The organism is Janthinobacterium glycogeni, assembly GCF_051380725.1.
GTDB lineage: Bacteria > Pseudomonadota > Gammaproteobacteria > Burkholderiales > Burkholderiaceae_D > Janthinobacterium.
In genome coordinates, this window is record NZ_JBNYXP010000001.1 from 1 (window position 1) to 13,988 (window position 13,988).

Here is a 13,988-nt window from a genome sequence, read left to right on the forward strand (position 1 = left end):
AGCTGATCATCGGCGCCATGATGCGCAAGCTGGTGCACGTGGCATTCGGCGTGCTCAGGTCGGGAAAAATATTTGATCCGGCCTTGCACGCCGCTTGACGGGGATAACAGTATCTACATGCCAGGGGATACCGTAGGTCGGATTAGCGAAGCGTAATCCGACACATTGTTGCCATGAACAGCAACGTTCACTCCCCCGGCCGGTACCTGCGCTCCAGGTGCTTCGCCACGTCCTCGGGATAAAACAACACCTCCTTGAACTCGCCGCGCGCATACATGGCCGCCTGGTCCTTAAAGTGCGGCGACTTCGGGTCGCCGCTCTGGCCGCCCGCCAGGATGCTTTTCGCCTTGATGCGGGGGCCGAATTCCACGGCCGCGACAAAGCTGTTGCCGCGTTCGCCGTAAATCCTGCGCGTAGCGCTCTTGCTGCTCTGCCCATACGCGGCCAGCGCGCCCCAGTTGCCCGAAGCGTAAGGCACGGGCAAGCTGGGCTGCGCATCGTCGAACGGTTGCACGATATCTCCCGTCAGGCGCTGGTAGCGGTTGATCTCGCCCCACGGCGTTTGCCAGTGGCCGAAATCGCGCTGCAGCTTGGCCGCGGCACTTGCCAGGGCGTCCAGCCGCTGCGCCGCCGTGACCTTGTCCGTCGCCAGAAAATCGACCACGGGCACGCCCTGCTCGCGCGCCTGTTTTCCAACCAATTCGGCCAGTTCCTGGCCCCAGAACACGGCCAGGGACGTGGCGGTGGATGTCAGCGAATAGCGCCAGTCCCAGGCCCGCAGCAAGGCGATCTTGTCGGCCAGCGCCAGCTGTTGCGCGCCGCCGGCCGGCAGCGCATCGTATGCGGCGAACAGCGGCGGCAGCAGCGCTTCGAACGCCGTCAGTTCACTGTCATAGGAGGCGGCGATCAGGCTGTCGAGCGTAAAACCGGTCTTGTTCTGGAAGACCTTGACGGCGTGCAGGCCACGCGCGTTTTCGCCATACACAGACATGTAGGCGGGGTAATTGCCCTGACGGGGGCTGTCGGCGCCGGCCGCCGAATACGGCCAGTTATTCGTGTTCTGTATCCAGCCATTTTTCGGATTGAACAGCGTGATGGTTTGCGCCACCGTATGCAGCCCTTGCCATTCCGTGGCCGGGTCGCTGCCGTCGACGGGCTGCTTCCAGTTGAAGCGCGGGTCGCGCACGGGAATGAAATTGCCGTGAAAGTAGGCGATATTGCCGTCCGCATCCGCGTACACCGTATTGTTCGAGGAATTCGTGCGCAGTTCCATCGTCTTGTAGAAGGCCGCATAGTCGCGCGCCTTGGTGCGCGTGTACGACTGCGTGAGCGCCTTCAACGGTTCATGCATCAGGCGCACGGCCACCCATTTACCGTCCTGCGCGCGCACGATGGGGCCGTGGTGGCTGTAGTAGACGGTGATGGTTGTCGATCCCATGCGGCCATCGGCCAGTTTATAGGGCAAGGTGATCGGCACGGCTTTCAAAGGGCGCAGCCCGCCGTCATAACGGTAGCACCATGCGCCATCCTTGTCGACGATGCTTTCCAGGTATTCGTCGATGACGTCGCCGCCGCCCGAGGTATGCATCCAGCCCAGGCGGTCATTAAAACCCTGGTAGACGAAGAACTGCCCCCAGGTGACGGCGCCATATGCATTCAGGCCTTCCCCGCTGGTGACCTGCACTTCGGGACGGAAGTAGAACGAGGTGTGCGGGTTGATCATCAGCAGCGCATGGCCGTTTTTGGTAATCGCGGGCGCGATGGCGAAGCCATTCGAGCCGCTCGGCTCGGGGTCGAGGCCGGTCTCCACGCTGGTCAACGCCACAGCTACGGTTTGCTGGTCGTAGAACGCTTCGAGCTGCGCCAGGTTGATCGATTCGATATCGCCGCCGATGCTGCCCTCGCTGAAACTCAAGGCCATCCACGGTTCGAAATGTGCGATCAGCCGCGGTTTGACGTGCGGATGCGTGGCCAGGTAAAAATTGAGGCCGTCGGCAAAGGCATCCATCAGCTTGCGCAGCCACGGCGGGCTGGCGCGGTACTGCGCCTGCAGCTCAAGCGGATCGATGAACAGCTTCATGCGCAGGTCGCGGTACAGCTCCCGCTCGCCCTCCACTTCCGCCAGCCGCCCCATGGCGTTGATGTAATTGAGTTCCACGCGGGGGAAATCGTCTTCGGCCTGCGCATACATCAGGCCAAAGACGGCATCGGCGTCCGTCTTGCCCGTCACATGGGGCACGCCCCACGTGTCGCGCGCGATGCTGACGTTGGCAGCCTGCGCCTGCCAGCGGACCATGTCGGCGGCAGCAACGGCGGGCGCCGCCAGCGCGGAAGGAACGGCAACGATGCCGCAGGCGATGGCGGCGAACAAGGTACGGCTGTGCAGCATGCACTACTCCAATAGTCAGGATGCGTCGATCAAGGCGGCGATGCGCTGGTTGAGTTCCACATTTTCCGCCTGCAGCTGGGCCACCCGCTGTTTCAGGCTGGCGATCTCGCCGCGCAGGCGTTCCGCTTCGGACGGCGCCTGGGCTGCATTCTCGGCCCACGGTTCGTTGCCCGTTTCCGGCGTGTCCTGCGACACGTGGGGCGCTTTCGGCTCGCGCGGCGTGCGCGTGGCGGCGCGCTGTTCGCGGATTTCCTTGGCCGCCTGGCGCAGCAGTTTCTTGCCGCCGGCAACGGCGGCCACCTGCTCTTCCGGCGGCAAGGACGCCACGGTGGCCGCCGCGTTGATCGAGATCGTGCCCGAACGGACGGCTTCCACCAGTTCCGGCGAAGCGGCTTTCTGGATCTTCTCGATCTGGCTGATCTGGTTGCTGCTCAATCTCGCCGCCTTGGCCACCTCTTCGCGCGTGCTCATGGGGGGCTTCGGCGCGTTTTCGCCATCGGGCGCATCCTGGGCGCTGACGGGCGCCGGGCTGCGCGCGGCGACGATTTCCTTCTTGCGCAAGGCCAGCACGCCGCGCTGGAAGTCCGACACGCTGCGGCGCGCCAGGTGATTGTCGATCATCCACAGCATGACGTCGTCAAGCGAGGTAAAGCTGGTGTTCTGGATGGTCTTGAATTCGATGCCGTGCTGGCGGCAGATGGCGTAGCGGTTATGCCCGTCGATCAGCACGTCGTTCCACAGCACCAGCGCGTCGCGGCAGCCTTCGGCCAGCAGGCTGCGCTCGAGCGCCGCGTACTCACTGGCGGTGAGCGGGTCGATGTACGACTGCAGCACCTGATTGATAGTGATATTCATGGTTGTCCTCAATATTGCGGCGCGATGGTCCGCGCCGGCACGAATGCTACACCATCCGCCGTGCCTGGCCGGGTAAAATCACGGCGGCACAGCTCATACAAAAACACGGACCATGAAAAGAAAGTACGCCACCGCGATCATTTTTACCGTCGCCGCCATCGGCTTCACCTGGGTCAGTCCCTACATCGCCATGTACCGCATCAGCATCGCGGCGAAATCCGTGCGCCTGGAAAACCTGGCGCAGCAGGCCGACCTGCCCGCCATACGCGCCAGCGTGGCGCGCCAGCTGCGGGCAGGCGGCGAAACGGCGAATGAAGTGGATTTCAAGGAAATGCTCGACACCATCGTTTCGCCGCCCGGCATCACGGTGCTGATCCTGCATGGCAAGCAGGGGCCGGACGGCAAGCGCCACGATTTCGGCATGGCGTACCGTTCATGGAATGAAGTGGTGCTGCGGCGCGCCGGCGCCGGCCCCGCCGCCAGCCAGTTTCTGCTGCGCCGCCATGGCATCTGGGACTGGAAATTGATGGACATTACCCTGCCGCCGGAATTACTCTAAAGAAACTTGATCTAAAACAACACTTACCTAAACCGCCATGTTGATTTTGGGAAATATTATGTAGAATGCCAACACCTCAGGCGCACCGGGTCGCCAGGCATCCGAGAGATTGCACGATGAAAAGAATGATGCTTCTCGCTGTAGTGGCACTGGTCGCGCTGGCCGGCGCCTTCTATGGCAGCCCGTATTTCACCATGAACAAGATCCGCGCGGCGACCATGGACGAGGACACCCAGGCCTTGGCTGCGCAGATCGACCTGGCACAGCTGCGCGGCAGCCTGGGGCAGCAACTGCATGCGCTGTTCTCGGCGCCGGAAGTGGCCGACGACATCAGTCCCGACGTCATCGATCCCTTGCTCGATACCATGCTGATGCCCGAAGGCATCGTCGCCTTGATGAAGCTCAATGACCGCTACGAGAACCCGATCGCCAAGGTCAGCGACATCAGCGGCCGCAAGCGCAACACCAAACCCGACTACAGGCTGCGCTACACCTCATGGAACAGCGTCGTGGTGCAGCGCGCCCACAGCAAAAGCCATATCGGCGAACTGACCCTGACGCGCGACGGCCTGTGGCGCTGGAAGCTGGTGTCGGTGGCCCTGCCAAAAAACTTGCTGGCCGACGCGTAAAGCGCCCGCCTTTCGTATCGTCAATCCAGCGGCTATCCGACACCGTACACTGCTATCATCGGGTTTTGATTTCCAACGGAGGCAGCATGTCAGACCTGGTACAACACGCCCTGACCCACGCGGGCAAACCGGCCACCACGCCCTGGGTGGTCACCCTGGTCGGCGGTGAAAAACTCACCGGTCCCATTTCCCCGCTCAGCGACGGCTGCTACGCCATCGGCCTGGGTCAAATCAAGTATTTTTCCAGCGACAAGGTCGCCTGCCTGAATGTCTCGGGCGCGGGCGCCTTCCCCATCTGAACACCCTGGCAACGGACAAGACGCAGGACAGCGCAAGCCTGGCGGCGCAGCTGCTGGCGCTGGAAGCGGCGCTGCAAAGCCAGGCGGTGCGCGCCGACAGTGCCAGGCTGGCGGCCCTGCTGGCCGACGAGTTCGTCGAATTCGGCAGCTCGGGCAATCTCTGGACGCGCGCGGCAACCCTGGCGGACTTGCCGGCGGAAGACTTTTGCCAGCGCAGCATCCGCGATTTTCAAGCCCGCTTGCTGGCCGACGATGTTGCCTTGGTTACCTACCGCTCAGAGCGCCACGCCAGCGGCGCCCTGCCCGCCAGCGCCAGCTGGCGCAGTTCGCTGTGGACATGGCGCGACGGCCGCTGGCAAATGATTTTTCACCAGGGCACGCGCATTCCCGACTGATTCTCCTCCCCCAGATACTGTCCCATGCCCGATCAAGCGGCGCAGGAACCAGCATCCATGCCGAAAAGTTGTGTTTTGACACGCAAAATATCATTGATTTAATGAATTTTTTGTGCAACAATGAATTTAATAAATAAAACAAATAAATTATTGAAATCGGTTTTTTAGTTAATTCGATCCTCACACCACGAATCCGTGTTCTGGATAGAAAAGCACTGCGTAGGACTCGACCCGTCGCCAGGCAAGCGCCTGCCACCGGTCTCACGCAAGCCCCCTTTCTAATCATCACCACGTATTTTGGAGAGACATCATGGACAAATTCACCGTACGCACCCAGCTCACTCTGGCTTTCGGCCTGCTGGTCTTTTTCCTCATCGGCATATCAATCCTGTCCGTGCGGAGCTTTTCCAACTTCAACGCCAGTTTTGACCAGTATGTCAACGGCATCACCGCCCGCGCCAATACGGCGCACCGCGTACGTGACGCGATCGACATGCGTGCCGTAGCGGCCAGGAATCTGGTGCTCGTCACCAAGCCGGAAGACCTGGAGAGCGAACGCAAACAGGTCTTGCAGGCGCAGGCCGATGTCGTCAAGAACATGCAGCATCTGCTGCAGCTGACACAGCAGCCCGAGGTATCGGATGAAGTGCGCGCCATCGTCAACAAGATCGACGGCATCGAAAAACGCTATTCTCCCGTGGCGCTGGCTATCGTGGACCTGGCGCTGCAAAAGAAAACCGAGCAAGCCATCGTCAAGATGAACGAGGAATGCCGCCCGCTGCTGGCCGCCCTCGTCGCCGCCAGCGATGAATATTTCGCCCTGACGGACCGGCGCTCTACCGCCATCTTGCAGGAAGACAACGAGCGCTACATGCTCAACAGGAATATCCTCATCGGCGCCAGCCTGCTGTCCATCGTGCTGGCAGGCCTGGCGGGCTGGCTCATCACTCGCAGCCTGCTCAAGGCGCTGGGCGCAGAACCGAAGCAGCTGTGCGACGCCGTCAGCCTGCTGGCCGGCGGCGACCTGACGGGCAAACTCAACGTTGCACCGCACGATACCGCCAGCGTACTGTCGGCGCTGCAGCGCATGCAGGAGTCGCTGACCACGGTGGTGTCGTCCGTGCGCCAGGATTCCGACACCGTTTCTCTTGCCGCCGCGGAAATTTCCAGCGGCAACAGCGATCTGTCGCTGCGCACGGAACAGCAAGCCAGTTCGCTGGAAGAAACCGCTTCGTCGATGGAAGAGCTCACCAGCACCGTGCGCAAGAATGCGGAAAATGCCCGCGAAGCCAATGTGCTGGCCACGACGGCATCGGACGTCGCCAGCAAGGGCGGCGCCGTGGTGGGACAAGTGATGGGCACCATGGACCTGATCAGCGAATCGTCGCGCAAGATTGTCGACATCATCAGCGTCATCGACGGCATCGCCTTCCAGACCAATATCCTGGCCCTGAATGCCGCCGTGGAAGCGGCGCGTGCCGGCGAACAGGGCCGCGGCTTCGCCGTCGTGGCGACCGAAGTGCGCGGCCTGGCCCAGCGCAGCGCCAGCGCGGCCAAGGAAATCAAGGCGCTGATCGACGATTCGGTCAGCCGCGTCGATGCGGGCTCCAGGCTGGCGGCGCAAGCGGGCACGACGATGTCCGAGGTGGTCGCCAGCGTCGCCCGCGTCAGCAACATCATCGCTGAAATCACGGTGGCCAGCCAGGAACAGTCCGCAGGAATCGAGCAGATCAATCAGGCGGTGACCCAGATGGATAGCGTCACGCAGCAAAACGCGGCACTGGTGGAGGAAGCGGCGGCGGCGGCCGAATCGCTGCGCGAGCAGGCCGGCCACCTGGTGGAAACCGTGAGCATCTTCAAGACGCATGGCAGCCAGGTGGCGCCACCCGCACCAGCGCCAGCACCGGCACGCGCCAGCCACAAGCCGCTGCGCCTGGTACCGGCAGCGGCCAGCAGCCCCGCCAAGCGCCAGGCCGCACCGGCAAAACCCCGTGCGGCGCAAGCGGAAGCCGTGACGGCCGGCGACTGGGAAGAGTTTTAAGCAGATAGAGGCATGCAGCCACGCATGCCCCGCTTCACACGCACAGGGGAGAGCCGCAGCCGGCCTCCCCTGTCGCGTTGCAACAACACGCACCTCACATAAAAAATCCGCGGCAACTGTTGTATTTGTGCCGCCCCGGATCCCGCGACTACGCCGAAATGGCGCACGCTTTTTTGCGTCGCCGCAGGAAACCTCCGCGTCCTGTCCAGCCTTTTTTGTTCCCGCACAAGCCTGCCGGCACTCCACTATGCACCCGCCAGATATTGACGACAAATACGATTTTACTCGCGTATTGAGTCGAAACGGATATGAATAGCCATCATTGGAAAATGGCATGAATACCAAAATTTCCCGTGCTAGCATGATTTTTCGTTCAGCTGGCCAGCGCCAGCCTGCATGCCCCAACCATCTCGACCGACAGGAGCCGTTTCATGATGACACCGCACGCCAGCACAATACGCCACACCCTGATTGCCCTGGCAATCTGCGCCGCCTTCCCCCTGCAGGCGCAGGCCCAGGCCAGCAGCGCGGCGCCAGCCGCCGACGCGCCTGCCGCTCCGGCGGCACAGGCCGGTGCTGGCCAGCTGGAAACGGTGATCGTGACGGCGCAGCGGCGCGCGGAAAACATCAAGGACGTGCCGATGTCCATCGCCACCCTGAAGGGCGACAAGCTCGACACCCTGACGGCAGGCGGCGCCGACATCCGCTTCCTCAACAGCCGCTCGCCCAGCGTGTCCGTCGAATCGGATTACGGCCGCACCTTCCCCCGTTTCTACATTCGCGGCCTGGGCAATACCGACTTCGACCTGAACGCCTCGCAGCCGGTGGGCCTGGTGATGGATGACGTGGTGCAGGAAAACGCCATGCTGAAAGGTTTTCCCGTGTTCGACGTGGATCAGGTCGAAGTGCTGCGCGGCCCGCAAGGCACCTTGTTCGGCCGTAACTCGCCAGCCGGCGTGATCAAGTTCGATTCCGCCAAACCCGTCTTCAAGACGGAAGGCTACCTCAGCGGCGGCTTCGGCAAGGATGGCATGAAGAACCTGGAAGGCGCGTTCAACGTGCCCGTCAGCGACACGGTCGCCCTGCGCTTTTCCGGCCAGACGCAGCGCCGCGACGACCGCGTGCACAACCCGCGCCCCACCGGTACGCGCGACTTCGAAGGCTATGAAGACAGCGCCGCCCGCCTGCAGGTGCTGGTCAAGCCCACGCGCGACTTCACGGCCCTGTTCAACGTGCATGCGCGCAACCTCGACGGCACGGCCACCCTGTTCCGCGCCAATATCCTCAAGCAGGGCACGAACGACCTCGTCGACGGCTTTGATTACGACAACTACCCGACCGACGGCATCAACCGCCAGCACCTGAAAACCAAGGGTGCCAGCATGCGCCTGAAATGGGACTTGCCCGGCGTCACCCTGCATTCGATCACCGGCTACGAAAAACTCGATTTCTTCAGCCGCGCCGACGTCGACGGCGGCTATGGCGCCGTGTCCGCGCCGCCGATGGGCCCCGGCTTCATTCCATTCGTCGTGGAAACGGCCGACGTGATCCCCAACCACAAGCAGATTTCGCAGGAATTCCGCGCCGAGTCGTCTGCCCGCGGCCCGCTGCAATGGATAGCCGGCTTGTTCTACTTCAAGGAAGATATCCAGATCGACAGCATTGGCTTCAACAGCCTGGCGGCCGGCAATCCGCAAAGTCCGAACTACGCCACGCAAAACCAGAGCTCGAAGTCGTACGCGGCCTTCGGCTCGCTCAACTACACGGTCTCGGACGCCCTGAAACTGCGCGCCGGCCTGCGCTACACGACCGACAAAAAGGATTTCTCCGCCAAGCGCGTGGAAGCGACCACGGCCGGCCCCTTCGACTTGCACGACACCTCGCACAACGTCAGCTGGGACTTGAGCGGCACCTATGCGCTCACGCCGGAAACGAATGCCTACGCGCGCATCGCCACCGGCTACCGCGCGCCGTCGATGCAGGGACGCCTGAACGGCCTGGCCGACCGGCCCTCGTTTGCGGGCGCCGAGAAAGCGCTGTCCGTCGAGGCGGGCATCAAGCAAGACCTGTTCGACAAGCGCGCGCGCCTGAGCCTGGCCATATTCCAGTACCGCGTCAAGGACAAGCAACTGACGGCCGGCAGCGGCGCCGTCAACATGAACCAGCTGATCAACGCAGACAAGGCCACGGGCCGCGGCGTGGAACTCGATTTCCAGGCCAATCTCAGCGACTCCCTCAGCATGACCCTGGGCGGCAGCTACAACCACACGGAAATCCAGGACAAGAAGCTGTTCGTGCAAAGCTGCGGCAACGCGCAAAACAACCCGGCCAGCGGCTGCACCGTGACCGACCCGCTGGGCCCGTTCAAGGGCACGGCCTACATCGATGGCAACCCGCTGCCGCGCGCGCCGGAATGGCAAACCAACTTCACATTAAAGTACAGCATTCCCCTCGCCAATGGCGAGTTCTACGCCTACACGGACTGGGCCTACCGCACCAGCTACAACTTCTTCCTGTATGAAGCGAAGGAATACAAGGCCAAGGAACTGCTCGAAGGCGGCTTGCGCGTCGGCTACAAATGGGACAAATACGAACTCTCCGCGTACGGCCGCAACATCACCAACCAGGTCCAGTCGCTGGGTGCGATCGATTTCGACAACCTGGCCGGCATCGTCAACGAACCGCGCACGTATGGAGTGCAGTTCAAGGCGACGTTTTGACGGCGCGTAGATAAAACCGCGCCGTCCGGCGCAAACCGGACAGCGCGGCGCAGGCACTAGATGGCGTGATGCGCATCACCTGTGCTAGAATCTCGCCGCGCTGCCCGGATGGTGAAACTGGTAGACACTGGAGACTTAAAATCTCCCGCCTGTAAGGGCGTGCCGGTTCGATTCCGGCTCCGGGCACCAGCGCACAGAATTCAGAAACATCAACAAAGCCATTCATCCCAATAAAATCAACGGGTTAGTGGCTTTTTTTACGCCCCGATATTCCTGTTAATCCATACTAAACCCGACCAAAAACAGTAGCGATTACGCCAGATTTACGCCATGATTACGCGAGCGACGCCGACGCCGGCGCCGGCGCCATCATGGTGGCCCTGATCGCCTGGCTGAAAATCCACCAGCTCCACCTGATGGCCAACGAGGAAACCCGCAAACACGGCATCGCCTTCGAGGTGGATTTTAATAACCATGAAACGATCGACATTTCCATCAAGCTGGACCTGACCGAGCGCCTGGCCGTCAAGACCGGCGAGGCGGGCGCCTCGACATCAAGCACCTGGCTGAGATACAGCACATGCCGGCCTACGCGGACGAGTTCTGGAAGCTATACGCCGGCGAGACCCTGCTGGCCGAATGGCGCACGCCCGAGGCCACGCCATGAGCGGCGACCTGCACGCGCTGGAAGCCTGGGTCGGCGCCCTGCTGGCCAAGCTGCAACCGGCCCAGCGCCGCGCCATCAATCACAAGGTGGCCATTGACCTGCGCCGCAGCCAGGCTCAGCGCATCAAGGCGCAGCAGGGACCACATGGCGCCGCATATCCGGCGCGCAAGCGACGCAAGGAATTCAAGGGGAAGAACGGACGGATCAAGCGGCAGAAGGCGGTGATGTTTGCCAAAATCCGTACCGCCAAACATCTGAAAGTGAAGGCGACCGGCGATCAGATCGAGGTCGGGTTCTTTGGCTGGGTGGCACGCGTGGCGCATGTGCATCAGTTTGGCCAGCAAGACCGCTTGTCGAAAAAAGGCCCGTTGTACAAGTACCCGGAACGGCCGCTGCTGGGTTTGAGTGAGTCGGATCAGACTTTGATACGCGAGTCCATACTGAGACATATTGAAAAAAAATAAACTACACCAACACCAACTTCGACTGACTTTAGTTATCAAATGAGTTAGAGTTGTATGTTGCTGGTTATTTCGACCTATCAGCCAATATTCAGAATAAAACTCACAATTATTTAAACATGAAATTTTCCCAAGAAACCACCAAATTTCGAGAATATGCATTATGGGCTGGCATAATTCTTACTGCAGCCATTTTCATTCTTATTGCTTTGGCAATTTTTGATATATGTGAGATGCGTGGAAAGGTAAAAGATATTCAAACATTCTTGGGTGGCTTGGCAGTTCTCGCGGCAAGTCTTTACTCTTTCTATGCAAGTTCAGCAGCGGCTGCAGAAACTTTTCGAAAGAACTCTCAGGATGAAGAAACACTAAACAAAAACATAAGAGTAAATATGATTCTTATTGCTGAAACTCTAAGACAGCAAAGCCATGCCGGACTTACAGACTTAAATAATTATACAAATGGGTACACATTGCCGCAGATTCACTTTCAACATTTCGCTGGACTTGTCGTTACTGTTCCTGAGCAAGCGGCCCGCATATGGGAAAACATCGGAATAATTCCGCAAAATACCCAAGTGCAATATCTAAACTTAATAAATTTTTCAAATATGGTCGAACAAGCTCGCACAGGCGGAATGGCATTATGTAAATTTCTACGCGATGAAAACGCCATCCTCCTTGCAAAAGTAGAGAAAATCTTAGAAAAACAAGCCATCGAGGACCATATTCTTGACACCGCAAACAATTTAAATATCGAATGCAATAAAATTGAGTGGAATAGAATTGCTGGGCTTTTGGCAAACGTCAATAGCTCATCAATTGCACTTCTAAAGAAAATGGAAGAATCTAATCAATGGCAACCAGACGTACCACCTTACCCGCCAAACTTTAAACCACACGAGTACACAAAGCCTGAGATTAAAAGCTGACAAAGATTCTCGAATATAAATAAAATATGAAATCAAGACACCTTTCCTTAACGATATGAAATCACCATAGTCATTAAGCCACATATCACCCCCCCCCCGTGTGCATCCGCACGCGGACTTCGGCAACATGCACTGCATGAACGCCGACCTGCCCGACCTCCTCCGCTTGCTGCAAAACCTGATCCGCCTGGGCACCATCGCCGAGGTCAACGGGGCCAAGGCGCGCGTGCGGCTGGAGCCAGCCCTCACCGCCGAATGGCTGAAATGGCCCACCCGGCGCGCCGGCAGCACGCGCACCTGGTCGGCGCCGACCGTGGACGAACAAGTGATCGTCTTTTCCCCGGGCGGCGACCTGACACTCGGAATCATCATGCCCACGCCGTGCTCGCAGGCGTTTGACGCGTCCGAGTCCAGCCCCACCATCCACACCACGCATGACTCCAGTCGCCCGTGACCGTGCAAGGCTTCAAGCCGAGATCGACGCCACCGCATGACTACCGCTCAAGGGGATGCACAACCTGGACGGTAATGGTTTACTACGCGCGTGGAGCTTGAAACGAAAACGGAAGCGGTGGCGGCAGAACGCGAAGAGAAAAAGGAGCAGGACGAAGGCAGTACGGGCGTCGTCGCCACGTGGACAGATGTGGCGGAGAAAAAGACAGGGTAGCAATAGCCAGGCGCCAAGATACGCAAACAGCATGAACCTGCAACATATGCGCACGCTATGAGGCCACTTCCCCCTATTGGTTTGAGATGGAAATTCAGCCAGTCTGGAGTGCCCAGAGCCGCCGCATTGAACGACCGCCGACTGCTTGGCGGCCTGACCGTTGCCGCTCGATTTTTCAGCACAATAAGCCGGAAGCCGACATTCGCATCCAAACATGAAACTAATCCGGCTCCCTGCCAACTAATAGACAGCAAACCTATCGCATTGTAGCCCGAGCAAGCCCATCGCTACAGGCGGTACGAGCAAACATTCGCAATGCCTGGGGATTCTTCTGCCTTCTGGCAAGCCTCCACAGCATGAATTCAAATATAGCCTACGCGGGAGGAGTAATCATGCAGGATAGAAATGTTTATTGGGATGAGGTGAGGATGCAAAATGATTTTCATCAGCCATCGATTCTGGCAATTGGCGATAGCTGGTTTTGGTATTTATTTCCCGGCGGATCGCTCTTGAATAAACTAGGAAATTTAGTTGAGACGAAAGAACATTACATTCTGGCTCACGGCAACAATGGCGCCGCAGCCTACGATTATGTAGACGGAACCTACAAAAGAAGAATCCAAACCGCGTTACAACTGCATGGAGATTCGTTGTCAGCCGTATTTATCAGCGGCGGAGGAAACGACTTCGCCGGCCTGTCCGACCTGCGCCCGCTACTATTGAATGACTGCTCCGCTTGTACTACAGCTGAAGCCTGCTACCGGCATGGCGACGACGAGCAAAGCGTGGACTGGCTGTTAAACAAGGTGATCGCAAGCTACATCGCTCTTATCGACAAGATCATTGGAGCGACATGGAAGACGGCGCAAAATGCAAACGGGCCCACGAAGATCTATTTGCATAATTATGACTATGCCCGGCCAACCGGTGTCCATCTGCCATTTATCGAAAGTGCCAGCTGGCTGCGAGCTGCGCTAGTCGTCGCAAATGTGCCCATTCACCTGCAAGATGCCTGTATCCGTTTTTTGATCGACGAGTTCACCGCACGGTTGAAAGGGCTGGTCACTCGTTACCCCGGCCGTGTTCGTCTTATCGATAGCCGCGGCACATTAACTGACAACGACTGGGCGAATGAGCTTCATCCAACGCCGACGGGTTTCGGAAAGATTGCTCAAGTCTGGCGGCCCATATTGCAAGCCGACGGGCTTGCATCATAGTGAGCACTACCCACATGAAGGCTTTCTCATCTGAACTTCACCCATGCATGGGTGAAGTTGGTGCCAGAGCGAGCCTCCCGGACTCGCTCGCCCTACTTGCATTTTTACAACACCCTCCGAACCCCATCCCCCTTTTCTGCGGCCCCCTACTGATATA

Annotated in this window: 14 protein-coding genes and 1 tRNA gene; 12 read left to right on the top strand and 3 right to left on the bottom strand. The window is 59.4% G+C overall.

What is annotated here, in order from left to right; all coding sequences use genetic code 11:
- Positions 1-187: 187 nt before the first annotated feature.
- Both ACQ4W4_RS00005 and ACQ4W4_RS00010 read right to left on the bottom strand, forming a co-directional pair.
- Positions 188-2,389, bottom strand: a complete 2,202-nt coding sequence (locus ACQ4W4_RS00005) for an acylase (protein WP_436540279.1) — start codon at positions 2,387-2,389, stop codon at positions 188-190.
- Between the two features lie 15 nt (positions 2,390-2,404).
- Entirely contained in the window at positions 2,405-3,244 is an 840-nt protein-coding gene (locus ACQ4W4_RS00010; protein WP_436540280.1) for a hypothetical protein, read from the bottom strand.
- 112 nt (positions 3,245-3,356) lie between these two features.
- Here ACQ4W4_RS00010 and ACQ4W4_RS00015 point away from each other — a divergent pair, with 112 nt between their 5' ends.
- The 7 genes from ACQ4W4_RS00015 to ACQ4W4_RS00045 all read left to right on the top strand — a co-directional run bounded on the left by ACQ4W4_RS00015 (position 3,357) and on the right by ACQ4W4_RS00045 (position 10,076).
- Complete coding sequence (locus tag ACQ4W4_RS00015) at positions 3,357-3,803, top strand: DUF2939 domain-containing protein (RefSeq protein WP_436540281.1); 447 nt, start codon at positions 3,357-3,359, stop codon at positions 3,801-3,803.
- 125 nt (positions 3,804-3,928) lie between these two features.
- Positions 3,929-4,432 carry a DUF2939 domain-containing protein gene (locus ACQ4W4_RS00020; protein WP_436540282.1) on the top strand — a complete coding sequence of 168 codons (504 nt, stop codon included), beginning with the start codon at positions 3,929-3,931 and terminating at the stop codon, positions 4,430-4,432.
- Positions 4,433-4,518: 86 nt separating this feature from the next.
- Complete coding sequence (locus tag ACQ4W4_RS00025) at positions 4,519-4,731, top strand: hypothetical protein (protein ID WP_086136650.1); 213 nt, start codon at positions 4,519-4,521, stop codon at positions 4,729-4,731.
- A 59-nt stretch (positions 4,732-4,790) separates the two neighbouring features.
- Entirely contained in the window at positions 4,791-5,126 is a 336-nt protein-coding gene (locus ACQ4W4_RS00030; protein ID WP_436541097.1) for a nuclear transport factor 2 family protein, read from the top strand.
- A 310-nt stretch (positions 5,127-5,436) separates the two neighbouring features.
- Complete coding sequence (locus ACQ4W4_RS00035; RefSeq protein WP_436540283.1) at positions 5,437-7,167, top strand: methyl-accepting chemotaxis protein; 1,731 nt, start codon at positions 5,437-5,439, stop codon at positions 7,165-7,167.
- A 434-nt stretch (positions 7,168-7,601) separates the two neighbouring features.
- A complete protein-coding gene (locus ACQ4W4_RS00040; protein ID WP_436541098.1) occupies positions 7,602-9,887 on the top strand; it encodes a TonB-dependent receptor in 2,286 nt (761 codons plus the stop codon).
- Positions 9,888-9,989: 102 nt separating this feature from the next.
- Positions 9,990-10,076 (top strand) — tRNA-Leu (locus ACQ4W4_RS00045).
- A gap of 134 nt (positions 10,077-10,210) precedes the next feature.
- Here the strand turns inward: ACQ4W4_RS00045 and ACQ4W4_RS00050 are convergent.
- The gene (locus ACQ4W4_RS00050) at positions 10,211-10,363 is read right to left on the bottom strand and encodes a hypothetical protein (protein WP_436541129.1); all 153 of its coding nucleotides are present in this window, start codon (positions 10,361-10,363) and stop codon (positions 10,211-10,213) included.
- Between ACQ4W4_RS00050 and ACQ4W4_RS00055 the strand changes: the two genes are divergently transcribed.
- The 5 genes from ACQ4W4_RS00055 to ACQ4W4_RS00075 all read left to right on the top strand — a co-directional run bounded on the left by ACQ4W4_RS00055 (position 10,304) and on the right by ACQ4W4_RS00075 (position 13,831).
- A complete protein-coding gene (locus tag ACQ4W4_RS00055; RefSeq protein ID WP_436541099.1) occupies positions 10,304-10,651 on the top strand; it encodes a phage tail protein in 348 nt (115 codons plus the stop codon). The two genes, ACQ4W4_RS00050 and ACQ4W4_RS00055, sit on opposite strands and share 60 nt — an antisense overlap.
- Complete coding sequence (locus ACQ4W4_RS00060; RefSeq protein WP_436540284.1) at positions 10,551-11,018, top strand: phage virion morphogenesis protein; 468 nt, start codon at positions 10,551-10,553, stop codon at positions 11,016-11,018. The genes ACQ4W4_RS00055 and ACQ4W4_RS00060 overlap by 101 nt, the downstream gene beginning before the upstream one ends.
- A 116-nt stretch (positions 11,019-11,134) precedes the next feature.
- The gene (locus ACQ4W4_RS00065) at positions 11,135-11,947 is read left to right on the top strand and encodes a hypothetical protein (RefSeq protein ID WP_436540285.1); all 813 of its coding nucleotides are present in this window, start codon (positions 11,135-11,137) and stop codon (positions 11,945-11,947) included.
- Between the two features lie 136 nt (positions 11,948-12,083).
- Positions 12,084-12,401 carry a phage baseplate assembly protein V gene (locus ACQ4W4_RS00070; protein ID WP_436540286.1) on the top strand — a complete coding sequence of 106 codons (318 nt, stop codon included), beginning with the start codon at positions 12,084-12,086 and terminating at the stop codon, positions 12,399-12,401.
- Positions 12,402-13,006: 605 nt separating this feature from the next.
- Positions 13,007-13,831, top strand: a complete 825-nt coding sequence (locus ACQ4W4_RS00075; protein ID WP_436540287.1) for an SGNH/GDSL hydrolase family protein — start codon at positions 13,007-13,009, stop codon at positions 13,829-13,831.
- Positions 13,832-13,988: the final 157 nt, after the last annotated feature.

Coding starts and splice junctions, on each gene's coding strand:
- ACQ4W4_RS00065 (WP_436540285.1), top strand. CDS start 11,135: ATGAAATTTTCCCAAGAAACCACCAAATTTCGAGAATATGCATTATGG.
- ACQ4W4_RS00005 (WP_436540279.1), bottom strand. CDS start 2,389: ATGCTGCACAGCCGTACCTTGTTCGCCGCCATCGCCTGCGGCATCGTT.
- ACQ4W4_RS00075 (WP_436540287.1), top strand. CDS start 13,007: ATGCAGGATAGAAATGTTTATTGGGATGAGGTGAGGATGCAAAATGAT.
- ACQ4W4_RS00050 (WP_436541129.1), bottom strand. CDS start 10,363: ATGGTTATTAAAATCCACCTCGAAGGCGATGCCGTGTTTGCGGGTTTC.
- ACQ4W4_RS00015 (WP_436540281.1), top strand. CDS start 3,357: ATGAAAAGAAAGTACGCCACCGCGATCATTTTTACCGTCGCCGCCATC.
- ACQ4W4_RS00040 (WP_436541098.1), top strand. CDS start 7,602: ATGACACCGCACGCCAGCACAATACGCCACACCCTGATTGCCCTGGCA.
- ACQ4W4_RS00025 (WP_086136650.1), top strand. CDS start 4,519: ATGTCAGACCTGGTACAACACGCCCTGACCCACGCGGGCAAACCGGCC.
- ACQ4W4_RS00035 (WP_436540283.1), top strand. CDS start 5,437: ATGGACAAATTCACCGTACGCACCCAGCTCACTCTGGCTTTCGGCCTG.
- ACQ4W4_RS00070 (WP_436540286.1), top strand. CDS start 12,084: ATGAACGCCGACCTGCCCGACCTCCTCCGCTTGCTGCAAAACCTGATC.
- ACQ4W4_RS00010 (WP_436540280.1), bottom strand. CDS start 3,244: ATGAATATCACTATCAATCAGGTGCTGCAGTCGTACATCGACCCGCTC.
- ACQ4W4_RS00055 (WP_436541099.1), top strand. CDS start 10,304: ATGGCCAACGAGGAAACCCGCAAACACGGCATCGCCTTCGAGGTGGAT.
- ACQ4W4_RS00060 (WP_436540284.1), top strand. CDS start 10,551: ATGAGCGGCGACCTGCACGCGCTGGAAGCCTGGGTCGGCGCCCTGCTG.
- ACQ4W4_RS00020 (WP_436540282.1), top strand. CDS start 3,929: ATGATGCTTCTCGCTGTAGTGGCACTGGTCGCGCTGGCCGGCGCCTTC.